The organism is Blastococcus sp. SYSU DS1021, from assembly GCF_054050995.1.
In genome coordinates this window covers 1-22,788 of record NZ_JBJHAL010000010.1, presented here as the reverse complement: position 1 = coordinate 22,788, position 22,788 = coordinate 1, and the positions used below count along the sequence as shown (strand labels likewise).

The following is a 22,788-nucleotide window of genomic DNA, read 5'->3' as shown; positions in this document are numbered from 1 at the left end:
AGGAGAACGAGGTCCTTCATCAGTGGGAGGGCCACGCCAGGCCCGTTCACCACATGACCGGGGCACGAGCCCCCGGAGAGGACACACCATGGCGAAGCACGGCAAGAAGTACCGCGCGGTGGCCGAGAAGGTCGACCGCGACAACCTGTACAGCCCGCTCCAGGCCGCCACGCTGGCCAAGGACACGTCGACGACCGCCTACGACGCCACCGTCGAGGTCGCCATGCGCCTGGGCGTCGACCCGCGCAAGGCCGACCAGATGGTCCGCGGCACGGTCAACCTGCCCCACGGCACCGGCAAGACCGCCCGCGTCATCGTCTTCGCGACCGGTGACAAGGCCGCCGAGGCCGAGGCCGCCGGCGCCGACGTCGTGGGCTCCGACGACCTGATCGAGCGCATCCAGGGCGGCTTCCTGGACTTCGACGCGGCGATCGCGACGCCGGACCAGATGGCCAAGGTCGGCCGGATCGCCCGCATCCTCGGCCCTCGCGGCCTGATGCCGAACCCGAAGACCGGCACGGTGACCCCCGACGTCACCAAGGCCGTCAACGACATCAAGGGTGGGAAGATCAACTTCCGCGTCGACAAGCAGGCGAACCTGCACCTGGTGATCGGCAAGACGTCCTTCGACGAGGCCAAGCTGGTCGAGAACTACGCCGCTGCCCTCGACGAGGTCCTCCGCGCCAAGCCGTCCTCGGCCAAGGGTCGGTACCTCAAGAAGGTCACCATCTCCACCACGATGGGCCCCGGCATCCCGGTCGACCCGAACCGCACTCGCAACCTGACGGTGGACGAGTAGAAGGACCCCGTCCTCCCCGCCCTTCGCGAGCTCAGGGCGGGACCGGGACGGGGCCGTTCCAGGCCCGCACGACGGCCCCGCTGCGCACCCGCGCGGCGGGGCCGTCGGCGTATGGCGTACTCTTGTCGACGTTCCCCCCAAGACCGCTGGTCGTCGCACGTCCGCGTGCGATCGAAGGTCCCGGAGCTCCGGGCGACCCGCGCAGGAGGACGGTTCGATCGGCAGGCCTCCGCGCCTGCCCCTCGCCCCGTGCGCCCTGCGCCGGGGCGTTCCTCGTCTCCGGGCCTCTCGTCGCACGTCGTCGTGCAGCGTCCAGCAGTCGCCCGACAGACGAGAGGAGGCCCATGCCCACGCAGGCGAAGGCCGCGGTGATCGACGAGATCACCGAGCGGTTCCAGTCGTCCAGCGCGGCGGTGCTCACCGAGTACCGCGGGCTGACCGTGGCCCAGCTGACCCAGCTGCGCCGTTCCCTCGGTGAGGGCAGCAGCTACGCCGTCGTCAAGAACACCCTGACGAAGCGGGCGGCGGACCAGGTCGGTCACACCGACCTCGCCCCGCTGCTCAACGGTCCCACCGCGATCGCCTTCATCGAGGGCGACGTCGTCGAGGCCGCCAAGGCCATCCGCGACTTCGCGCGCACCAACCCGCTGCTCGTCGTCAAGGGTGGTGTCGTCGAGGGCCGCACCGTCAGCCCCGCCGAGGTCACCGCCCTGGCCGACGTCGAGCCGCGCGAGGTGCTGCTGGCCAAGCTGGCCGGCGCGATGAAGGGCAACCTGACCAAGGCCGCCGGCCTCTTCCAGGCCCCGCTGTCGCAGGTCGCCCGCCTGGCCGAGGCGCTCAAGGAGAAGAAGCCCGCCGAGGGCGCCGACTCCACCGCCGACGCCGCCGCGGACACCGCTGCTGCCGACACCACCACCCCCGACGCTGACGCCGCTGACGCCGCGGCCAGCACCGACTGACCCCAGAAGGAGACACCATGGCCAAGCTTTCCACCACGGAGCTGCTCGACGCGTTCAAGGAGATGACCCTCCTCGAGCTGTCCGACTTCGTGAAGCAGTTCGAGGAGACCTTCGAGGTCACCGCTGCTGCCCCCGTCGCCGTCGCGGCCGCCCCGGCCGCCGGTGGTGGTGGCGGCGACGCCGGTGCCGCTGCCGAGGAGCAGGACGAGTTCGACGTCATCCTCGAGAGCGCCGGCGACAAGAAGATCCAGGTCATCAAGGAGGTGCGCGGCCTGACCTCGCTCGGCCTCAAGGAGGCCAAGGACCTGGTCGACAACGCGCCCAAGCCGGTCCTGGAGAAGGTCGCCAAGGACGCCGCCGAGAAGGCCAAGGCCGCTCTCGAGGGCGCCGGCGCCTCCGTCACCGTCAAGTGACGCCCTCCCCGGCCTGAGCCGGGGAGCGCACCACCCCGCACAGGGGCCGTCCACCACCTGGAGGACGGCCCCTGTCGCATGTCCGGGTGGTTCCGCCGCCCAGGAGGGAGCGGGGGTCACGCAGACTCCGTGGCACGTGTGACCTCCGCCGGGCCAGTCGTGCGTGCAGACGGTGCCGACGGTGCAGGCCGCGCATGGTCACCATCGACGGCGAGTGGACGATCAGCGGGCTGGCGCTCACCGCCAGCTGAGTCCGGCCGCGTGCGCATCTCGTCGTCCGGCCGGCGAGGCCGCCGCCTCCGTGCGGGCCCGGGTGGGGCCGCCCCGGCAACCGGGCCGCTCGGCGTGGCGGTCCCACCGGAGCGGGATGGCTGACATCATGGATCCGCCGCTCACCCCACCGGCCCCGCCGGAGGACCGCCCGTCCCGCGGATGTGGCGCCGCTCGCACCGGTGCCCCCGACGTGGACATCGCGCGCCACCAGGGGTAGGGTCTCCTGTTGCGCTGCCCTCTGACTGCCTGCCCGCCACAACGGGTCACGACGGTCGCCCGGGAATCCACCGGGCGATGCCCGCGCTGACCTGTCCGGCGAGCGATCGCGGCCGTCGCGGACAGCCTCGCCACCACCGACGACGACCCAGGACGACCCCGCAGCCCACCGCCCGCACGTCGTGAGGTCCTTGGAAGGACGCATCTTGGCAGGCTCTCGCCCCACCAGCATCACCCCCGGCACCACCGAGTCGGGTAACACCCGAACCACCCCGGTCACGCAGAACGGCCCCCGCACCGGCGAGGCCGACCAGCAGAAGATCCCCGGCGCGCCGCTGCGCGTCTCGTTCGCCAAGATCTCCGAGCCCCTCGAGGTGCCGGATCTGCTCGCCCTGCAGACCGCGTCCTTCGACTGGCTCGTGGGGAGCCCCGAGTGGCGGGCCACCCTCTCGCCCGAGGAGCAGGAGGCGGCCGTCGGTGGCCTCGCCGAGATCCTCGAGGAGATCTCCCCGATCGAGGACTTCAGCGGCTCGATGTCGCTGTCCTTCTCCAACCCGCGCTTCGAGGACGTCAAGGCGTCCCTCGAGGAGTGCAAGGACAAGGACATGACCTACGCGGCGCCGCTGTTCGTCACCGCCGAGTTCATGAACAACACCACCGGCGAGATCAAGAGCCAGACGGTGTTCATGGGCGACTTCCCGATCATGACGAACAAGGGCACCTTCGTCATCAACGGGACCGAGCGCGTCGTCGTGTCCCAGCTCGTCCGCAGCCCCGGCGTCTACTTCGACAAGACGCTGGACAAGACGTCGGACAAGGACGTCTTCAGCGCCAAGGTCATCCCCAGCCGCGGTGCGTGGCTGGAGTTCGACGTCGACAAGCGCGACACCGTCGGCGTCCGCATCGACCGCAAGCGCCGCCAGCCCGTCACCGTCCTGCTCAAGGCCCTCGGCTGGGGCGAGGACCGCATCCGCGAGCACTTCCAGTGGTCGCCCACGGTCCTGGCCACGCTGGAGAAGGACCACATCGCGGGGCAGGACGAGGCCCTGCTCGACATCTACCGCAAGCTGCGGCCGGGCGAGCCGCCGACGCGTGAGTCGGCGCAGGCGCTGCTGGAGAACCTGTTCTTCAACCCCAAGCGCTACGACCTGGCCAAGGTGGGCCGGTACAAGGTCAACAAGAAGCTGGGCGTCGAGGTGCCGCAGGGCACCCAGACGCTGACCGAGGACGACATCGTCGCCACCATCGAGTACGTCGTGCGCCTGCACGCCGGCGAGCCCGACCACGGCGTCGACGACATCGACCACTTCGGCAACCGCCGCCTGCGCACCGTCGGCGAGCTGATCCAGAACCAGATCCGGGTCGGCCTCTCCCGCATGGAGCGCGTGGTCCGCGAGCGGATGACGACCCAGGACGTCGAGGCGATCACGCCGCAGACCCTGATCAACATCCGGCCGGTCGTCGCCTCCATCAAGGAGTTCTTCGGCACCAGCCAGCTGTCCCAGTTCATGGACCAGACCAACCCGCTCGCGGGCCTGACCCACAAGCGCCGCCTGTCGGCGCTGGGTCCCGGTGGTCTGTCGCGTGAGCGGGCCGGCATGGAGGTCCGCGACGTGCACCCGAGCCACTACGGCCGGATGTGCCCGATCGAGACGCCGGAAGGCCCGAACATCGGCCTGATCGGTTCGCTGTCCTCCTACGGCCGGGTCAACGCCTTCGGCTTCATCGAGACGCCGTACCGCAAGGTCGAGAACGGCACCGTCACCGACCAGATCGACTACCTCACCGCCGACGAGGAGGACCGCTTCGTCGTCGCGCAGGCCAACAGCCCGCTCGACGCGCAGGGCCGCCTCGCCGAGGAGCGCGTCCTGGTCCGCACCAAGGGTGGCGAGGTCGACTACCTCGCCCCCGAGAACGTGGACTACATGGACGTCTCGCCGCGGCAGATGACCTCGGTCGCGACGGCGATGATCCCGTTCCTCGAGCACGACGACGCCAACCGCGCGCTCATGGGCGCGAACATGCAGCGGCAGGCGGTGCCGCTGCTGCGCAGCGAGGCGCCGCTGGTCGGCACGGGCATGGAGTTGCGGGCCGCCGTCGACGCCGGCGACGTGGTCGTGGCGGAGAAGGCCGGTGTGGTCGAGGACTCCACCGCCGACTACGTCACCGTGATGGCCGACGACGGCACCCGGCAGACCTACCGGCTGCTGAAGTTCCGCCGCTCCAACCAGGGCACCTCGGTCAACCAGACCCCGCTGGTCGACGAGGGGCAGCGAGTCGAGGTGGGCCAGGTCATCGCCGACGGGCCGTGCACCGACGAGGGCGAGATGGCGCTGGGGAAGAACCTCCTGGTCGCCTTCATGTCGTGGGAGGGCCACAACTACGAGGACGCGATCATCCTGTCGCAGCGCCTCGTGCAGGACGACGTCCTGTCCTCGATCCACATCGAGGAGTTCGAGGTCGACGCCCGCGACACCAAGCTCGGCGCCGAGGAGATCACCCGGGACATCCCGAACGTCTCCGAGGACGTGCTGGCCGACCTCGACGAGCGGGGCATCATCCGCATCGGGGCCGAGGTCGTCCCCGGCGACATCCTCGTCGGCAAGGTCACGCCCAAGGGCGAGACCGAGCTGACCCCCGAGGAGCGCCTGCTGCGGGCCATCTTCGGCGAGAAGGCCCGCGAGGTGCGCGACACGTCGCTGAAGGTCAAGCACGGTGAGTCCGGCAAGGTCATCGGCGTCCGCGTGTTCTCGCGCGAGGACGGCGACGAGCTGCCTGCCGGCGTCAACGAGCTGATCCGGGTCTACGTCGCCCAGATGCGCAAGATCTCCGACGGTGACAAGCTCGCCGGCCGCCACGGCAACAAGGGCGTCATCTCGAAGATCCTGCCGCAGGAGGACATGCCGTTCCTCGAGGACGGCACCCCGGTCGACATCGTCCTCAACCCGCTCGGCGTCCCCGGCCGCATGAACGTCGGCCAGGTCCTGGAGATGCACCTCGGGTGGATCGCCAAGCAGGGCTGGCAGGTCGACGGCGACCCGGACTGGGCGAAGAACCTGCCCGAGGCGGCGAGGTCGGCGGCGCCGGGCACCCGGACTGCGACGCCGGTGTTCGACGGTGCCAAGGAGGAGGAGATCGTCGGGCTGCTCTCGTCCACGATCCCGAACCGCGACGGCAAGCGGATGGTGCAGCCCACCGGCAAGGCGCGGTTGTTCGACGGCCGCTCCGGGGAGCCCTTCCCCGAGCCGATCGCCGTGGGCTACGTCTACATCCTGAAGCTGCTGCACCTGGTCGACGACAAGATCCACGCCCGCTCGACCGGCCCCTACTCGATGATCACGCAGCAGCCGCTGGGTGGTAAGGCGCAGTTCGGTGGCCAGCGCTTCGGCGAGATGGAGTGCTGGGCGATGCAGGCCTACGGCGCGGCCTACGCGCTGCAGGAGCTGCTCACCATCAAGTCCGACGACATCCTCGGCCGCGTGAAGGTCTACGAGGCCATCGTCAAGGGCGAGAACATCCCCGAGCCGGGCATCCCGGAGTCGTTCAAGGTGCTGCTCAAGGAGCTGCAGTCGCTGTGCCTCAACGTCGAGGTGCTCTCCGGCGACGGGCAGGCGATCGAGCTGCGCGACACCGACGACGAGGTCTTCCGGGCCGCGGAGGAGCTGGGCATCGACCTGTCCCGCCGCGAGCCGTCGTCCGTCGAAGACGTCTGATCGGTAGTCGGCCGGCCCTGAGCAGTCGGGGCCGGCCGACCACCACTTCCAAGTCATAGAAGCGAAGCACTAGCCCCTGAAAGGGGTCACACCTTGCTCGACGTCAACTTCTTCGACGAGCTCCGCATCGGTCTGGCCACCGGCGACGACATCCGCCAGTGGTCGCACGGTGAGGTGAAGAAGCCCGAGACCATCAACTACCGCACCCTGCGTCCGGAGAAGGACGGTCTCTTCTGCGAGAAGATCTTCGGTCCCACCCGGGACTGGGAGTGCTACTGCGGTAAGTACAAGCGGGTCCGCTTCAAGGGGATCATCTGCGAGCGCTGCGGCGTCGAGGTGACCCGGGCCAAGGTCCGCCGCGAGCGGATGGGCCACATCGAGCTCGCCGCTCCGGTCACGCACATCTGGTTCTTCAAGGGTGTGCCGTCGCGGCTCGGCTACCTGCTCGACCTGGCGCCCAAGGACCTCGAGAAGATCATCTACTTCGCGGCCTACATGATCACCTCGGTCGACGACGAGGCGCGCCACCGCGACCTCCCGACCATCGAGGCCGAGATCAGCGCCGAGAAGTCCAACCTCGAGAGCCAGCGCGACGCGAACGTCGAGGCGCGCCAGCAGAAGCTCGAGGCCGACCTCGCCGAGCTGGAGGCGGAGGGCGCGAAGTCCGACGTCCGCCGCAAGGTGCGCGAGGGCGGCGAGCGCGAGATGCGCCAGCTGCGCGACCGCTCCCAGCGGGAGATCGACCGCCTCGACGAGGTGATGGACACCTTCCGCAAGCTCGAGGTCAAGCAGCTCATCGCCGACGAGGGCCTCTACCGCGAGCTGCGGGACCGCTTCGGTGAGTACTTCGAGGGCGGCATGGGCGCCGCGGCGCTGCAGAAGCTCCTCGCGGGCTTCGACCTCGACGCCGAGGCCGTCTCGCTGCGCGAGACGATCCGCAGCGGCAAGGGCCAGCGCAAGCTGCGCGCCCTCAAGCGGCTGAAGGTCGTCGCGGCGTTCCAGCAGACCCGCAACTCGCCCATGGGCATGGTGCTGGACTGCGTCCCGGTCATCCCGCCGGACCTGCGCCCGATGGTGCAGCTCGACGGTGGCCGCTTCGCCACCAGCGACATGAACGACCTGTACCGCCGGGTGATCAACCGGAACAACCGGCTCAAGCGACTGCTCGACCTGGGCGCGCCGGAGATCATCGTCAACAACGAGAAGCGGATGCTCCAGGAGTCCGTGGACGCGCTGTTCGACAACGGCCGTCGCGGCCGTCCGGTCACCGGTCCGGGCAACCGTCCGCTGAAGTCCCTGAGCGACCTGCTCAAGGGCAAGCAGGGCCGGTTCCGCCAGAACCTGCTCGGCAAGCGCGTCGACTACTCCGGCCGTTCGGTCATCGTCGTCGGCCCGCAGCTGAAGCTGCACCAGTGCGGCCTGCCCAAGCAGATGGCGCTGGAGCTGTTCAAGCCCTTCGTGATGAAGCGGCTGGTCGACCTCAACCACGCGCAGAACATCAAGTCCGCCAAGCGGATGGTCGAGCGCGCGCGCCCGGTCGTGTGGGACGTGCTGGAAGAGGTCATCACCGAGCACCCGGTGCTGCTCAACCGCGCACCGACGCTGCACCGCCTGGGCATCCAGGCCTTCGAGCCGCAGCTGGTCGAGGGCAAGGCCATCCAGATCCACCCGCTCGTCTGCACCGCGTTCAACGCGGACTTCGACGGTGACCAGATGGCGGTGCACCTGCCGCTGTCGGCCGAGGCCCAGGCCGAGGCCCGCATCCTGATGCTGTCGTCGAACAACATCCTGTCGCCGGCCGACGGTCGCCCGATCACCGCGCCGACCCAGGACATGGTGCTGGGCCTGTACCACCTGACGACCCTGGTGCCCTCGCGGCACGAGGCCGACGGTGGTCAGCCGGCGTCGTTCTCCTCGGCCGCCGAGGCGGTCATGGCCTACGACGTGGGCGCGCTGGGGCTGCAGGAGCGGGCCTACATCCGCCTCGACGAGGTGTTCGGCGTCGACAACGGCAAGGTCAACGAGGCCTGGGTGCAGCCCGAGGACTGGACCCCCGGTCAGCCGGCGCTGGTCGAGACCAGCCTGGGCCGGGTGCTGTTCAACGAGGCCCTGCCCGAGGACTACCGCTTCGTCAACTACCAGGTGCCGAAGAAGGAGCTCGGGGCGATCGTCAACGACCTCGCCGAGCGCTACCCCAAGGTGCAGGTCGCGGCGACGCTGGACGCCCTCAAGGCCGCCGGGTTCCGCTGGGCCACGCGGTCGGGCGTCACCATCGCCATCGACGACGTCGTCACACCGCCGGTCAAGCAGGAGATCCTCGACCGGCACGAGGCCGAGGCCGCGAAGATCGAGAAGCAGTACGAGCGCGGCGTCATCACCGACGCCGAGCGTCGTGGCGAGCTGATCGAGATCTGGACCCGCGCGCGGGCCGAGGTCAGCCAGGCGATGGTGGACAACTTCCCCACCACCAACCCGGTCTGGGTCATGGTCAACTCGGGCGCCCGAGGCAACATGATGCAGATCAGCCAGATCGCCGGTATGCGCGGCCTGGTCGCCAACCCGAAGGGCGAGATCATCCCGCGGCCGATCAAGGCCAACTTCCGGGAGGGTCTGTCCGTGCTGGAGTACTTCATCTCCACGCACGGTGCCCGCAAGGGTCTGGCCGACACCGCGCTGCGGACCGCCGACTCCGGGTACCTCACCCGGCGTCTGGTGGACGTCTCGCAGGACGTCATCATCCGCGAGGAGGACTGCGGTACCGACCGCGGCGTGATCATGCCGATCGGCACCGTCCTCGACGGTGTGGTGACGCGTGACCCGCACGTGGAGACCGGCGTCTACGCCCGCGCCCTGGCCGCCGACGTGGTGGCCGAGGACGGGACCGTCATCGCGCAGGCCAACTCCGACCTGGGTGACGTGCTGATCCAGGCGCTCATCGACGCCGGCGTCAGCGAGGTCAAGGTCCGTTGCGTGCTGACCTGCGAGTCGCTGCTCGGCACCTGCGCCACCTGCTACGGCCGGTCGCTCGCGACCGGCAAGCTGGTGGACGTCGGCGAGGCGGTCGGCATCATCGCCGCCCAGTCGATCGGTGAGCCCGGCACCCAGCTGACGATGCGCACCTTCCACACCGGTGGTGTCGCGGGTGAGGACATCACCCACGGCCTGCCGCGTGTGGTGGAGCTCTTCGAGGCCCGCGTCCCCAAGGGCAAGGCCCCGATCGCCGAGCTGGCCGGCACCGTCCGGATCGAGGACGGCGAGCAGTTCCGGAAGCTCACCATCACCCCGGACGACGGCTCCGACGAGGTCGTCTACGACAAGCTGTCGCGTCGCTCGCGGCTGCGGGTCGAGGACGGTGCCCACGTCGAGGTCGGCGAGCAGCTGACCGAGGGTGCGGTCGACCCGCACGAGGTGCTGCGGATCATGGGCCCGCGTGAGGTGCAGCTGCACCTGGTTCGCGAGGTCCAGGAGGTCTACCGCAGCCAGGGCGTGTCGATCCACGACAAGCACATCGAGGTGATCATCCGCCAGATGCTGAAGCGGGTGACCATCATCGACTCGGGCGCGACGGAGTTCCTGCCCGGTGCGCTGGTCGAGCGGACGATCTTCGAGACGGAGAACCGCCGCGTCGTCGCCGAGGGCGGCGAGCCGGCCTCGGCCCGTCCGGTGCTCATGGGCATCACCAAGGCCTCGCTCGCGACCGAGTCGTGGCTGTCGGCCGCCTCCTTCCAGGAGACGACCAAGGTGCTCACCGACGCCGCGATCCAGGGCAAGAGCGACAGCCTGCTCGGGCTCAAGGAGAACGTGATCATCGGAAAGCTGATCCCGGCGGGTACGGGGATCAGCCGCTACCGGAACATCGCGGTCGAGCCGACCGAGGAGGCGCGCGCCGCCGTGTACACGATGGCCGGCTACGAGGACGGGCAGTACTACAGCCCGGACGTCTTCGGGCAGGGCACCGGCGAGGCCGTCCGCCTCGAGGAGTACGACTGGCGGGGCTGACGGCCCCCCAGTAGCCGCTGAACGCCAGAGGCCCAGAACCTGCATGGTTCTGGGCCTCTGGCCTTTCCTGCAGCGGCAGCGGGCAGATCCCGGGACCCCGCAACGCGCGAGGCGCGCGCCCCCGCAGGGGACGCGCGCCTCGCAAGCGGATGGAACGGCCTGGCTCCAGGGGCCCGCGCCGAGCGGAGCGAGGTGCGGGGAGGAGCCAGGTCCTTCTAGTGGTCGACGGCCTTCTCCGCCCCGATGCCGGTGAGGGCCCGCACCTCGAGCTCGGCCCACTTGTCCTCGTTCGGCTTCTCCTTCGTGAGCACCGTGCCCAGGTAGCCGAGGAGGAACGAGGCCGGGATCGACACCAGGCCCGGGTTGCGCAGCGGGAAGAAGTCGAAGTTCCCGCCCGGGAACATCGAGGTCTCGGTCCCCGACACCACCGGGGAGAAGACGATGAGCCCGACGCAGATGATCAGACCGCCGTAGATGGACCACAGCGCGCCCTGGGTGGTGAACCGCTTCCAGAACAGCGTGTAGAGGATCGTCGGCAGGTTCGCCGAGGCGGCCACCGCGAACGCCAGCGCCACGAGGAAGGCGATGTTCAGCCCGGCGCGCAGCGCCAGGATGCCCAGGCCGATCGCGACGGCACCGATGACGACCGCGGTGATCCGGGCGACCTTGACCTCACCGTTCGGCGGGACGTCGCCCTTCTTGATCACCGATGCGTACACGTCGTGGGCGAACGACGCCGACGCGGTGATCGTGAGGCCGGCGACGACCGCGAGGATCGTCGCGAACGCGACGCCGGCGATGATGCCCAGCAGCACCGTGCCGCCGAGCTCGAAGGCCAGCAGCGGGGCGGCGGCGTTCACCCCACCCGGGGCCGCGACGATGCGCTCGGCACCGACCATGGCGCCGGCGCCGTAGCCGATGACCAGGCTGAACAGGTAGAAGATGCCGATCAGCCAGATCGCCCAGACCACCGAGGTCCGCGCGGCCTTCGCCGTCGGCACGGTGTAGAAGCGCATCAGCACGTGCGGCAGGCCGGCGGTGCCGAGCACCAGGGCCAGGGCCAGGCTGATGAAGTCCAGCCGGGTCGCGTCGCTGACGCCGTACTGCGCACCGGGGTTGAGCACCGACTCGTTGCCGGCGCTCTGCACCGCGCCGCCGAGCAGCGCCGACAGGTTGAAGCCGTACTCGCCGAGCACCCACAGCGTCATCACCAGCGCGCCGGCGATCAGCAGGCTGGCCTTGATGATCTGCACCCACGTCGTGCCGCGCATCCCGCCGACGAGGACGTAGAAGATCATCAGCGCACCCACGACGACGACGACCAGCGCCTCGGCCACCGGGCCGCTCACCCCGAGCAGCAGCGCCACCAGGCCACCGGCGCCGGCCATCTGGGCGAGCAGGTAGAACAGCGAGACCGCGAGCGTCGAGATGGCGGCGGCGGTGCGCACCGGCCCCTGCCGCATCCGGAACGCCAGCACGTCGGCCATGGTGAACCGGGCGGTGTTGCGCATCAGCTCGGCGACGAGCAGCAGCGCGACCAGCCACGCCACCAGGAAGCCGATGGAGTAGAGGAAGCCGTCGTAGCCGTAGATGGCGATGGCGCCGGCGATGCCGAGGAACGAGGCCGCCGACAGGTAGTCACCGGCGATGGCGAGGCCGTTCTGCTGACCGGTGATGGTGCGGCCTGCGGCGTAGTAGTCCGCCGCGCTCTTGTTGTTGCGGCTGGCCCGGAAGGTGATGGCCAGCGTGACGACGACGAACGCGCCGAAGATGGAGATGTTGATCGCCGGGTTGCCGATGGTGGCATCGGCGGCGAGCAGCTCAGGCACGGGTCGCCCCCTGGGTGTCGGTGTCGCCGCCGGCGGTCGCGTCGGGCGCGTAGTCGTGCGCCTCGAGACGCTCGCGCATCTCGTCGGCGATGGGGTCGGTGCGCTTGTTCGCGTGCGCCACGTAGAGGTGGGTGATCACGAAGGTGGTCAGGAACTGGGCGAGGCCGAACAGCAGGCCCACGTTCACGTTGCCGAACACCTGGGTCGACATGAAGTCCGAGGCGTACGTCGACAGCAGGACGAAGAGCAGGTACCAGACGATGAACGCGACCGTCATCGGGAAGGCGAAGCTGCGGAACCGCTTCTTCAGCTCGACGAACTCCGGGGAGTTCTGTGCGGCGCGGTACTCCTGCGGTGTCAGCAACCGTCGTTCGTCTGTCGGGGTCAACGTGCGGCCTCCAGGTCGGGGTCGGGACCACCGTGGCCGAGCAACAGCGGCCAGGTGTGAGCGCTGTCACGTTAGGGAGCCGGCTCCCGGGAGGGCAGGGGACCGCGCGGACTCTGCGGTGAGCGGCGAGCACGCGTCGACGTACGGCACGTCCAGCGGGACGAACGGTCGCGCGGGGAGGCGCCGGTCACATCGGTCTCGTGACGGACGGCGTCGCAGCACCGCGGCGACGCCTCGGCGATCACCGGGGGAGCGGACCGCGGTCCAGCAGCACCGCCTCGGGTGTGTGCAGCCTGGCCATGCTGCGGGCGGCGTGCCGGGGCAGGCGCCTGGGCGTGGCCAGCGAGACCACCGTCATCGTGAGGAACGCCAGCGGGACCGTCCAGGCAGCCGGCTGGGCGAGCAGGGCGCCGGGCCAGCCGTCGGGAGCCAGTCCGAGCAGGGTGGCCAGCACCGCGAACCCGGCGCAGCCGCCACCGACGAGCATCCCGGCGATCGCGCCGGCGTCGGTGAGCCGGCGCCACCAGATGCCCAGCACCAGCAACGGGCAGAAGGTGGAGGCGGCGAAGGCGAAGGCGAGGCCGACGGCCCGGGCGACACCGACCCCTTCGGTCAGCAACGCGAGACCGAGCGGGACGACGACGGCCGTGACGGCCGCCGCCTGGAACGCGCGCACCCCGCGGAACCGGCGTCCCATCACGTCCTGGCTGATCACGCCGGCCACCGCGACGGTCAGCCCGGACGACGTGGACAGGAACGCGGCGAAGGCCCCGGCGGTGGTCAGGGCGGACAGCAGCTCACCCATCGTGCCGCTCAGCATCCGCGCCGGCAGCTCCAGGACCACGGTGTCGGTGCGGCCGCTGCTGATCAGGTCCGGTGTGTACAGCCGGCCCAGGCCGCCGTAGATCGGCGGCAGCACGTAGAACAGACCGAGCAGGGCCAGCACGAGGAGCGTCGTGCGGCGGGCCGCGATGCCGTCGGGGTTGGTGTAGAAGCGCACCACCACGTGGGGGAGCCCCATGGTGCCCAGGAACGTGGCGACGATGATCGAGTACGTCGTGTAGAGCTGGTGCCCGCTCCCGGCGAGCGGTGACGCCCACTCGTCCCCGGACCCACCCAGGCCCCCGGCGACGGCCGAAGCGGGGGAGGGGCCGCCGTCGCCGAGCCAGACGCCGGCCATGAAGAGCACCGGGAACAGCAGCGCGGTGAGTTTCAGCCAGTACTGGAACGCCTGGACGAAGGTGATGCTCCGCATCCCGCCGAACAGCACGTTGACCAGCACCACCGCCGCGACCAGCGCGCCGCCCAGCCACGGCTCGGTCCCGGTCGTGGTGGCCAGCGCCAGACCGGCGCCCTGGAACTGCGGCATCAGGTACAGCCAGCCGATCGCCACCACCAGCAGCGAGGAGAACCGGCGCACCGCCAGCGACTCCAGCCGGCTCTCGGCGAAGTCGGGCAACGTGTAGGCACCGGAGCGGCGCAGTGGCGCGGCGACGAACACCAGCAGGACCAGGTAGCCCGCCGTCCAGCCGACCGGGTACCACAGCATGTCGGTGCCGAACGCCAGCACCAGACCGGCGACACCGAGGAAGGAGGCGGCGGAGAGGTACTCCCCACCGATCGCCGACGCGTTCAGCCCCGGCCGCACCGTGCGGGAGGCGACGAAGAAGTCGCTGGTGGTGCGCGAGAACCGCCACCCGTAGGCACCGATCGCCAACGTGGCGACGACCACGACCGTGACGCCGGCGATGCTGTAGCCGGCCGCGGTCACGGCCGGCCGGTCCGGGGCGTCACGAGCGGTTCAGCACGTCGGTGAAATCCCGCTCGGTGCGTTCGGCGGCACGCACGTAGAGCCAGCCGACCACGAACAGGAACGGGTAGACGGCGAACCCCAGCAGGAACCAGGGGAGCGGTACGGCGAGCACCTCGACCGCGGCGAGATCCGGCACCAGCCAGAAGACCAGGGGGATCCCACCGACGAACACGGCCAGGGCGGCCATCGTCAGCAGGGCCAGGCGCAGCTGGGAGCGCAGCAGCGACGTCACGTACACCTCGCCGAGGAGGGTCTGGTCGTCGATCTCCCGGGCAGCCGGGACCCGTTGCGCCCGCGCAGCCCCGGTGCGCGGGCTGGTGACGCGCACCCGGCGTGGGGTCGGGTCCGGCACCGCTCACCACCTCCCCGAGTGGCCCGGCCGCGCCCGGCGCACCAGGAGGTCGCGGAGCTCCCGGGTGTGCCGCCGGCTCACCCCGAGCTCCACGCCGCCGACGACCACGGTGCACCGGCCGGCGTCCATCCGCACCTCGTCCACGTGCTGCAGCGCGACCAGCAGCGACCGGTGGATCCGCACGAACCCGGCGTCCTTCCAGGCCTCCTCCAAGGTGGTCAGCGGAACCCGGACCAGGTGGCCGCCCGACGCGGTGTGCAGCCTGGCGTAGTCACCCTGCGCCTCGACGTAGCGGATGCTGGAGCGGGGCACGAACCTCGTCACCCCGCCGAGCTCGACGGCGATGTCGTCGTCGGCGGGCGGGGGGCCGCCCGCCCGCGCAGCGGCCACCCGGCGGACCGCCTCCGTCAGCCGGTCGTCCCGAACGGGCTTGAGGACGTAGTCGACGACGTCCAACTCGAACGCGTCGACGGCGTGGTCGTCGTGGGCGGTCACGAAGACCACCGGAGGCGGCGTCTTGAACTGGGACAGCACCCGCGCCAGGTCCAGGCCCGTGAGCCCGGGCATCCGGATGTCCAGGAAGACCCCGTCGAGGGTTCCTTCCTGGAGGATCCGCAGCGCCTCGGTGGCCGAGTCGCTGGTCACGACGGTGCCGATTCGGGGGTCCCGCTCGAGCAGCCAGCGGAGCTCGTCGAGGGCGGGGCGCTCGTCGTCGACCACCAGCACGGTCAACAGGTCGGCCGTCACGGGCGCACCCCCGGGGCGAACTTGGGCACCCGCACGCTGACCTTCGTGCCGGCTCCCGGGCCGGTCTCGACGACCAGGCCGTAGTCGTCGCCGAAGGCGGTGCGCAGCCGGGCGTCCACGTTGCCCAGCCCCACCGAGTCGACGGACGTGTCGCCGGCGAGCGCCCGTCGCACCTTCTCCGGGTCCTCGCCGATGCCGTCGTCCTCCACGGAGATCAGGCACTCGCCGCCGTTGTCCGCGGCGATGATGGTGACCGTCCCGGTACCCGGCTTGCGTTCGAGCCCGTGCCGGACGGCGTTCTCCACGAGCGGCTGGAGGCAGAGGAACGGCACGGCCGCCGGCAGCACCTCCTGGGCCACCCGCAGCGTCACCTGGAGCCGGTCGCCGAACCGGGCCTTCTCGAGCACGAGGTAGCGCTCGACCGACCGCAGCTCCTCGGCCAGCGTCGTGTACTCGCCGTGCCGGCTGAAGGAGTACCGGGTGAAGTCGGCGAACTCCAGCAGCAGCTCCCGGGCCCGCTCCGGATCGGTGCGCACGAACGACGCGATCGCGGTCAGCGAGTTGTAGATGAAGTGCGGGCTGATCTGCGCCCGCAGCGCCCGTACCTCGGCCTCCATCAGCCGGGTGCGGGAGGCGTCGAGTTCGGCGAGCTCCAGGTTCCCCGACACCCAGCGTGCGACCTCGCCGGCGGCCCGCACGAGCCGGGTGGACGCGGACGGCGTGAACGCCTGCAGGGTGCCGACCACCCGGTCGTCCACCACGAGCGGGCTGATCACGGCCTGTCGCAGCCCGCACCCGGCATAGGCGCAGGAGAAGTCGGTGCGGTCCCGGACCACGGTGTTGCCCGACTCGAGCACGAAGGCGGCAAGAGCCGAGGCGTGCCGCTCGTGGTGTCCGAACCGACCGTCCCACGCGAGCATGGACACGGTGTCGGTGAGCGCGACCGCCGGCACCCCGAGCAGGTCGCGCAGATGGCGGACCGCACGTTCCGCCGAGCTCGCGGTCAGGCCCTCACGCAGCGCGGGCGCGGTGAGGGAGGCCGAGTGGAGGGTCCGGAACGTCGCCTGTTCCGCCTCCGTCCCGAGCTGGCCGGGCCGCAGCCACCGCCACGAGATGCGCATCTGTCGTCGGGGGCGCCGGTGCCGGTGCGGCGCGGCCCGTTCTCCCTTCCACCCGTCCGTGCGTGCGCTGCACGTCGCAGGTGCAGCCGGAAGCGCACCGTAGAGCGCGCGCACGTGTCCCGCCATCCCGGGCGCGTGCGACGGGCGGGGAGCCGGAGTCGCCGTCTCCTGCTGCGAACGGCTACCCGGCCAGCCGCTTCACGGTCTCGACCGTCCGCAGCCGCCCCTCCCTGCTGCCGTCGAGCGGCTGGAGCATCAGGGTGGTCACGCCGGCCTCGGCGAAGGCGGTGATCCGCTCGGCGACGTAGCCCTCCGGGCCGATCAGCGACGACGCCCGCACCAGCTCGTCGGGGACGGCGGCCGCGGCCTCGTCCTTCCTGCCGTCGAGGTAGAGGTCCTGGATGGTCCTCGCCTCGGCCTCGTAGCCGTACCGGACGGCGAGGTCGTTGTAGAAGTTCTTGCCGCGGGCGCCCATGCCGCCGATGTAGAGGGCGAGCGCCGGCTTCACGGATTCCAGCAGCCCCTCGACGTCGTCACCGACGGCGACGGGGACGCCGGTGACGACCTGCAGGTCGCCGAGCGCCGGGTCGCGCTTGGCCTTGCCGGCGGCCAGGGAGTCGCCCCACACCGACGCCGCCTTCTCGGGCACGAAGAAGATCGGCTCCCAGGCCTCCGCGATCTCGGCGGCGAGCTCGACGTTCTTCGGGCCGAGGGCGGCCAGCATCACCGGGATCCGGTCGCGGACCGGGGTGTTGATCAGCTTGAGCGGCTTGCCCAGGCCGGTGCCCTGGTCGGCCGGCAGTGGGATCGTGTACTTCTTCCCCTGGTGGTCGAGCCGGTCCCGGCGCCACACCTGGCGGCAGACCTCCACGACCTCGCGGGTGCGCTGCAGGGGCGCGTCGTAGGGCACGCCGTGCCAGCCCTCGATCACCTGGGGGCCGGAGGCGCCGAGCCCGAGGGTGAAGCGGCCGCCGGACACGAAGTCCAGGCCGGCGGCGGTCATCGCGGTCAGCGCCGGGGTGCGGCTGTAGATGGGGAAGATCGCGCTCAGCAGCTCGACCCGCTCGGTCACCGCCGCCAGGTAGCCGAGCTGGCTGACCGCGTCGAAGGTGTAGACCTCGGCCACCGCGGCCAGGTCGAGCCCCGCGGCCTCGAGATCGCGGATCTCCGCCGCCGTCTCCTGGAAACCCCCGCTGTAGCTGGCCTGGATGCCGATCCGCACGTGCACTCCTCTGTGTCGCGGCGCCACCGTTGACGTCGTCCGCACGGTATCGGTCGCGCGCCGGGGTGCGCGGTGGAGCTGTCCCCGAGGCCGGGGCGGCGGTAGTGTCCGGGCACTCCGGCTGCCACCCAGCCCCTCCCGTCGACCTGTCGACGCATGTGAGGCACCCGGCTTTGACCGGCTCCGCGGGCACGGGTATCGTGGTCAGCCGTGCCCAGGGTGCCCTGGGCCTGCTCCCGTTCGCGGTGCGCCTGGGCGGCCCGAGATGCAGATCTCAGGGTCGCCGGGGACCGTCCTCCCGGCCCGGCCGGGGTGGGTGGCGGCGCCGAGTCGCGAGGGGCAACCGAGTTCGGTCAGACGCCGCACCGGTCCGAGGAAGGGCGACACGCCCGACCACGTGGACCGGACGTGGAACAGGGCCGGGGTCGGGGAGGTTCCGACGAGGGACCGGCACCCCAGCACCACCGCAGAGCAGAAAACAGACGAGCACCACCCCAGCGCAGGTAGGAGATCCAGGCCACCCATGCCCACGATCAACCAGCTGGTCCGCAAGGGCCGCGAGGACAAGGTCGAGAAGACCAAGACCCCGGCGCTGAAGGGTTCGCCCCAGCGTCGCGGAGTCTGCACGCGCGTGTACACGACGACGCCGAAGAAGCCGAACTCGGCGCTGCGCAAGGTCGCTCGCGTCCGCCTCACCAGTGGCATCGAGGTGACCGCCTACATCCCGGGCGTCGGTCACAACCTGCAGGAGCACTCGATGGTGCTCGTGCGCGGCGGCCGCGTGAAGGACCTGCCGGGCGTGCGCTACAAGATCATCCGTGGCTCGCTGGACACCCAGGGTGTCCGCAACCGCAAGCAGGCTCGCAGCCGTTACGGCGCGAAGAAGGAGAAGAGCTAATGCCGCGCAAGGGCCCCGCGCCGCGTCGCCCGCTCGTCGCCGACCCGGTGTACCAGTCGCCGCTGGTGACCCAGCTGGTGAACAAGGTGCTGGTCGACGGCAAGCGCTCGGTCGCCGAGTCGATCGTCTACGGCGCCCTCGAGGGCTGCCGCGCCAAGACCGACACCGACCCGGTCGTCACGCTCAAGCGGGCGCTGGACAACGTGAAGCCGGCCCTCGAGGTCCGCAGCCGCCGCGTCGGTGGTGCGACCTACCAGGTCCCGGTCGAGGTCCGCGCCTCCCGCAGCACCACCCTCGGCCTGCGCTGGCTCATCCAGTACAGCCGCGGCCGCCGCGAGAAGACGATGACCGAGCGTCTGATGAACGAGCTGCTGGACGCGAGCAACGGTCTGGGTGCGGCTGTGAAGCGGCGCGAGGACACGCACAAGATGGCCGAGTCGAACAAGGCCTTCGCGCACTACCGCTGGTAACGCACCAGCGCCCGCCGTCGGCGGGACTCCCGGGCGACCCCCGGCACCCGCACACGGACAACCAGCAAGAGGAGTAAGGAATGGCCAGCAACGAGGCCCAGCTCGCCAAGACCCGCAACATCGGGATCATGGCGCACATCGACGCCGGCAAGACCACCACGACCGAGCGCATCCTCTTCTACACCGGTATCAACTACAAGATCGGTGAGGTCCACGACGGCGCGGCCACGATGGACTGGATGGAGCAGGAGCAGGAGCGCGGCATCACCATCACGTCCGCCGCGACGAAGTGCTCCTGGAACGGCTACGACATCAACATCATCGACACCCCCGGGCACGTCGACTTCACCGTCGAGGTGGAGCGGTCGCTGCGGGTGCTCGACGGTGCCGTCGCCGTCTACGACGGTGTCGCCGGCGTCGAGCCGCAGACCGAGCAGGTCTGGCGGCAGGCCGAGAAGTACGGCGTCCCGCGCATGTGCTTCGTCAACAAGCTCGACCGGACCGGCGCCGACTTCTTCCGGTGCGTGGACATGATGGTGGAGCGCCTCGGGGCGAACCCGCTGGTGCTGCAGCTGCCGATCGGGGCCGAGGCCGACTTCATCGGCGTCGTCGACCTGGTGCAGATGCGGGCGCTCACCTGGCGCGGCGAGACCAAGATGGGCGAGGACTACGCGGTCGAGGAGATCCCCGCGGAGCTCGCCGACCAGGCCGCCGAGTACCGCGAGAAGCTGCTCGAGAACATCGCGGACTTCGACGACTCGCTCATGGAGTCCTACCTCGGGGGCGAGGAGATCTCGGTCGACCGCCTCAAGGCCGCCATCCGCAAGGCGACCATCGCCGCGCAGGTGAACCCGGTGCTCACCGGTACCGCCTTCAAGAACAAGGGCGTGCAGCCCCTGCTCGACGCGGTCACGGACTACCTGCCCAGCCCGCTGGACGTCGAGGCGATCGTCGGTACCGCCATGGACGGCGAGACCGAGGTGCTCCGGCACGCCGACGAGGACGAGCCGTTCTCGGCGCTGGCCTTCAAGATCCAGACCGACCAGCACCTGGGCAAGCTGACCTACATCCGCGTGTACTCGGGTCGCCTCGACTCCGGCTCCCCGGTGCTCAACAGCACCAAGGACCGCAAGGAGCGGGTCGGCAAGATCTACCAGATGCACGCGAACAAGCGCGAGGAGCGCGAGGGCGTGGGCGCCGGCCAGATCGTGGCGGTCAACGGCCTGAAGCAGACGACGACGGGTGACACCCTCTGCGACCCGCAGAAGCCGGTGATCCTCGAGTCGATGACCTTCCCGGCCCCGGTCATCTCGGTCGCCATCGAGCCGAAGACCAAGAGCGACCAGGAGAAGCTGGGCACGGCGATCCAGAAGCTCGCCGAGGAGGACCCGACCTTCCAGGTCAAGCTCGACGAGGAGACCGGTCAGACCGTCATCTCCGGCATGGGCGAGCTCCACCTGGAGATCCTCGTCGACCGCATGCGGCGCGAGTTCAACGTCGAGGCCAACGTCGGCAAGCCGCAGGTCGCCTACCGCGAGACGATCCGCAAGGCGGTCGAGCGGTACGACTACACCCACAAGAAGCAGACGGGTGGCTCCGGGCAGTTCGCGAAGGTGCAGATCGCCATCGAGCCGCTGCCCATGGGTGCCGACTCCGCGACCTACGAGTTCGAGAACAAGGTCACCGGCGGTCGCGTCCCCAAGGAGTACATCCCGTCGGTGGACCAGGGCATGCAGGACGCCATGCAGTACGGCGTCCTCGCCGGCTACCCGATGGTGGGCGTCAAGGCGAGCCTCCTCGACGGCCAGTACCACGAGGTCGACTCCTCGGAGATGGCCTTCAAGATCGCCGGCTCGATCGCCTTCAAGGAGGCGGCGCGCAAGGCCGACCCGGCCCTGCTCGAGCCGCTGATGGCGGTCGAGGTCACGACGCCCGAGGAGAACATGGGCGACGTGATCGGCGACCTCAACTCCCGCCGCGGGCTCATCCAGGCGATGGAGGAGCGCTCCGGCGCCCGCGTCGTCCGGGCACTGGTCCCGCTGTCGGAGATGTTCGGCTACGTGGGCGACCTGCGCAGCCGCACCCAGGGACGGGCGAGCTACTCGATGGTGTTCGACTCGTACGCCGAGGTCCCGGCCAACGTCGCCAAGGAGATCATCGCCAAGGCGACCGGCGAGTAACCGGGATGCGGGCGACCGCCCGCGAGCTCCGGAGCACAGCCCCCACCCCAGAGCACGCACCACCTGCGTAACCACGAGGAGAGGAACCCAGTGGCCAAGGCCAAGTTCGAGCGGACCAAGCCGCACGTCAACATCGGCACCATCGGGCACATCGACCACGGGAAGACGACGCTGACCGCGGCGATCACCAAGGTCCTGCACGACAAGTACCCGGACCTCAACGAGGCCTCCGCCTTCGACATGATCGACAAGGCGCCCGAGGAGAAGGCTCGCGGCATCACGATCTCGATCGCGCACGTCGAGTACCAGACGGAGAACCGGCACTACGCGCACGTCGACTGCCCCGGGCACGCCGACTACATCAAGAACATGATCACCGGTGCCGCGCAGATGGACGGCGCGATCCTGGTCGTGGCCGCCACCGACGGCCCGATGCCGCAGACCAAGGAGCACGTCCTCCTGGCCCGCCAGGTCGGCGTCCCCTACATCGTCGTGGCGCTCAACAAGGCCGACATGGTCGACGACGAGGAGATCCTCGAGCTCGTCGAGCTCGAGGTCCGCGAGCTGCTCAGCGAGTACGAGTTCCCGGGCGACGACGTCCCCGTGGTCCGCGTCTCCGCGCTGAAGGCCCTCGAGGGCGACGCCGAGTGGGGCAACAAGCTCATGGAGCTCATGGACGCCGTCGACTCGGCGATCCCCGAGCCGGAGCGTGAGATCGACAAGCCGTTCCTCATGCCCGTCGAGGACGTCTTCACGATCACCGGTCGTGGCACCGTCGTCACCGGTCGCGTCGAGCGTGGCATCGTCAAGGTCTCCGAGGAGATCGAGATCGTCGGTATCCGCGAGGGTTCGACGAAGACGACCGTCACCGGCGTCGAGATGTTCCGCAAGCTGCTCGACCAGGGTCAGGCCGGCGACAACGTGGGTCTGCTCCTCCGTGGCATCAAGCGCGAGGACGTCGAGCGCGGCCAGGTCGTCGTGAAGCCCGGCTCGATCACCCCGCACACCAACTTCGAGGGCTCGGTCTACATCCTCTCGAAGGACGAGGGTGGCCGTCACACGCCGTTCTTCAACAACTACCGTCCCCAGTTCTACTTCCGGACGACGGACGTGACCGGCGTCGTGACCCTGCCCGCCGGGACCGAGATGGTCATGCCCGGCGACAACACCGAGATGACGGTGGAGCTGATCCAGCCCATCGCCATGGAGGAGGGTCTGCGGTTCGCCATCCGCGAGGGTGGCCGCACCGTGGGCGCCGGCCGCGTCACCAAGATCCTCAAGTAACACCCTGACGGGGGGGGGGGGGGGGGGGGGGGGGCGGCCCCGCCGCCGGGGGGGGGGGGGGGGGCGCCGCCCCGCCCCCCCGCCCGCGGATCACCCCCGGACAAAATAACAA

General features: G+C 70.2%; 16 protein-coding genes. 9 read left to right on the top strand and 7 right to left on the bottom strand.

All coding sequences use genetic code 11. From position 1 onward, the window contains the following. Positions 1-88 precede the first annotated feature (88 nt). From rplA to ACI8AP_RS09395, 5 genes are all read left to right on the top strand, one after another. The gene (gene rplA / locus ACI8AP_RS09415; protein ID WP_456589080.1) at positions 89-799 is read left to right on the top strand and encodes a 50S ribosomal protein L1; all 711 of its coding nucleotides are present in this window, start codon (positions 89-91) and stop codon (positions 797-799) included. Between the two features lie 344 nt (positions 800-1,143). Continuing rightward, on the top strand, positions 1,144-1,758 hold the full coding sequence (gene rplJ / locus ACI8AP_RS09410) for a 50S ribosomal protein L10 (protein ID WP_456589079.1): 615 nt from the start codon (positions 1,144-1,146) through the stop codon (positions 1,756-1,758). Positions 1,759-1,775: 17 nt separating this feature from the next. After that, positions 1,776-2,171, top strand: coding sequence for a 50S ribosomal protein L7/L12 (rplL, locus tag ACI8AP_RS09405; protein WP_456589078.1), 396 nt, complete (start codon positions 1,776-1,778; stop codon positions 2,169-2,171). A 695-nt stretch (positions 2,172-2,866) separates the two neighbouring features. Further along, on the top strand, positions 2,867-6,373 hold the full coding sequence (gene rpoB / locus ACI8AP_RS09400) for a DNA-directed RNA polymerase subunit beta (protein ID WP_456589077.1): 3,507 nt from the start codon (positions 2,867-2,869) through the stop codon (positions 6,371-6,373). Positions 6,374-6,466: 93 nt separating this feature from the next. Further along, positions 6,467-10,372 carry a DNA-directed RNA polymerase subunit beta' gene (locus tag ACI8AP_RS09395; RefSeq protein ID WP_456589076.1) on the top strand — a complete coding sequence of 1,302 codons (3,906 nt, stop codon included), beginning with the start codon at positions 6,467-6,469 and terminating at the stop codon, positions 10,370-10,372. Between the two features lie 215 nt (positions 10,373-10,587). Here the strand turns inward: ACI8AP_RS09395 and ACI8AP_RS09390 are convergent, their stop codons facing one another. From ACI8AP_RS09390 to ACI8AP_RS09360, 7 genes are all read right to left on the bottom strand, one after another. Beyond that, positions 10,588-12,201 (bottom strand): solute symporter family protein, encoded by a 1,614-nt coding sequence (locus tag ACI8AP_RS09390; protein WP_456589075.1) that lies wholly within the window; start codon positions 12,199-12,201, stop codon positions 10,588-10,590. Beyond that, positions 12,194-12,565, bottom strand: coding sequence for a DUF485 domain-containing protein (locus ACI8AP_RS09385; protein WP_456589074.1), 372 nt, complete (start codon positions 12,563-12,565; stop codon positions 12,194-12,196). Before ACI8AP_RS09385 ends, ACI8AP_RS09390 begins: the two co-directional genes overlap by 8 nt. A gap of 265 nt (positions 12,566-12,830) precedes the next feature. Then, a complete protein-coding gene (locus tag ACI8AP_RS09380; RefSeq protein WP_456589073.1) occupies positions 12,831-14,360 on the bottom strand; it encodes a sodium/solute symporter in 1,530 nt (509 codons plus the stop codon). A 19-nt stretch (positions 14,361-14,379) separates the two neighbouring features. Beyond that, a complete protein-coding gene (locus tag ACI8AP_RS09375; protein ID WP_456589072.1) occupies positions 14,380-14,754 on the bottom strand; it encodes a hypothetical protein in 375 nt (124 codons plus the stop codon). A 3-nt stretch (positions 14,755-14,757) separates the two neighbouring features. Continuing rightward, the gene (locus ACI8AP_RS09370; protein ID WP_456589071.1) at positions 14,758-15,501 is read right to left on the bottom strand and encodes a LytR/AlgR family response regulator transcription factor; all 744 of its coding nucleotides are present in this window, start codon (positions 15,499-15,501) and stop codon (positions 14,758-14,760) included. Then, the gene (locus ACI8AP_RS09365; RefSeq protein ID WP_456589070.1) at positions 15,498-16,622 is read right to left on the bottom strand and encodes a sensor histidine kinase; all 1,125 of its coding nucleotides are present in this window, start codon (positions 16,620-16,622) and stop codon (positions 15,498-15,500) included. Before ACI8AP_RS09365 ends, ACI8AP_RS09370 begins: the two co-directional genes overlap by 4 nt. 181 nt (positions 16,623-16,803) lie before the next feature. After that, positions 16,804-17,844 carry an LLM class F420-dependent oxidoreductase gene (locus tag ACI8AP_RS09360; RefSeq protein ID WP_456589069.1) on the bottom strand — a complete coding sequence of 347 codons (1,041 nt, stop codon included), beginning with the start codon at positions 17,842-17,844 and terminating at the stop codon, positions 16,804-16,806. Between the two features lie 523 nt (positions 17,845-18,367). On the opposite strand from ACI8AP_RS09360, the gene rpsL reads away from it, so the two are divergent. The 4 genes from rpsL (at position 18,368) to tuf (ending at position 22,676) form a co-directional block, all read left to right on the top strand. Next, on the top strand, positions 18,368-18,742 hold the full coding sequence (rpsL, locus tag ACI8AP_RS09355) for a 30S ribosomal protein S12 (protein WP_012950487.1): 375 nt from the start codon (positions 18,368-18,370) through the stop codon (positions 18,740-18,742). Next, positions 18,742-19,212, top strand: a complete 471-nt coding sequence (gene rpsG, locus ACI8AP_RS09350) for a 30S ribosomal protein S7 (RefSeq protein ID WP_456589068.1) — start codon at positions 18,742-18,744, stop codon at positions 19,210-19,212. The genes rpsL and rpsG overlap by 1 nt, the downstream gene beginning before the upstream one ends. 80 nt (positions 19,213-19,292) lie before the next feature. Next, positions 19,293-21,392 (top strand): elongation factor G, encoded by a 2,100-nt coding sequence (gene fusA, locus ACI8AP_RS09345; protein ID WP_456589067.1) that lies wholly within the window; start codon positions 19,293-19,295, stop codon positions 21,390-21,392. A gap of 90 nt (positions 21,393-21,482) precedes the next feature. Further along, positions 21,483-22,676 (top strand): elongation factor Tu, encoded by a 1,194-nt coding sequence (gene tuf, locus ACI8AP_RS09340; protein WP_456589066.1) that lies wholly within the window; start codon positions 21,483-21,485, stop codon positions 22,674-22,676. Positions 22,677-22,788: the final 112 nt, after the last annotated feature.

Excerpts from the sequence above, each read along its gene's own strand:
- rplA (WP_456589080.1), top strand. The coding sequence starts at position 89 with ATGGCGAAGCACGGCAAGAAGTACCGCGCGGTGGCCGAGAAGGTCGAC.
- rplJ (WP_456589079.1), top strand. The coding sequence starts at position 1,144 with ATGCCCACGCAGGCGAAGGCCGCGGTGATCGACGAGATCACCGAGCGG.
- rplL (WP_456589078.1), top strand. The coding sequence starts at position 1,776 with ATGGCCAAGCTTTCCACCACGGAGCTGCTCGACGCGTTCAAGGAGATG.
- ACI8AP_RS09365 (WP_456589070.1), bottom strand. The coding sequence starts at position 16,622 with ATGCGCATCTCGTGGCGGTGGCTGCGGCCCGGCCAGCTCGGGACGGAG.
- rpsL (WP_012950487.1), top strand. The coding sequence starts at position 18,368 with ATGCCCACGATCAACCAGCTGGTCCGCAAGGGCCGCGAGGACAAGGTC.
- rpsG (WP_456589068.1), top strand. The coding sequence starts at position 18,742 with ATGCCGCGCAAGGGCCCCGCGCCGCGTCGCCCGCTCGTCGCCGACCCG.
- fusA (WP_456589067.1), top strand. The coding sequence starts at position 19,293 with ATGGCCAGCAACGAGGCCCAGCTCGCCAAGACCCGCAACATCGGGATC.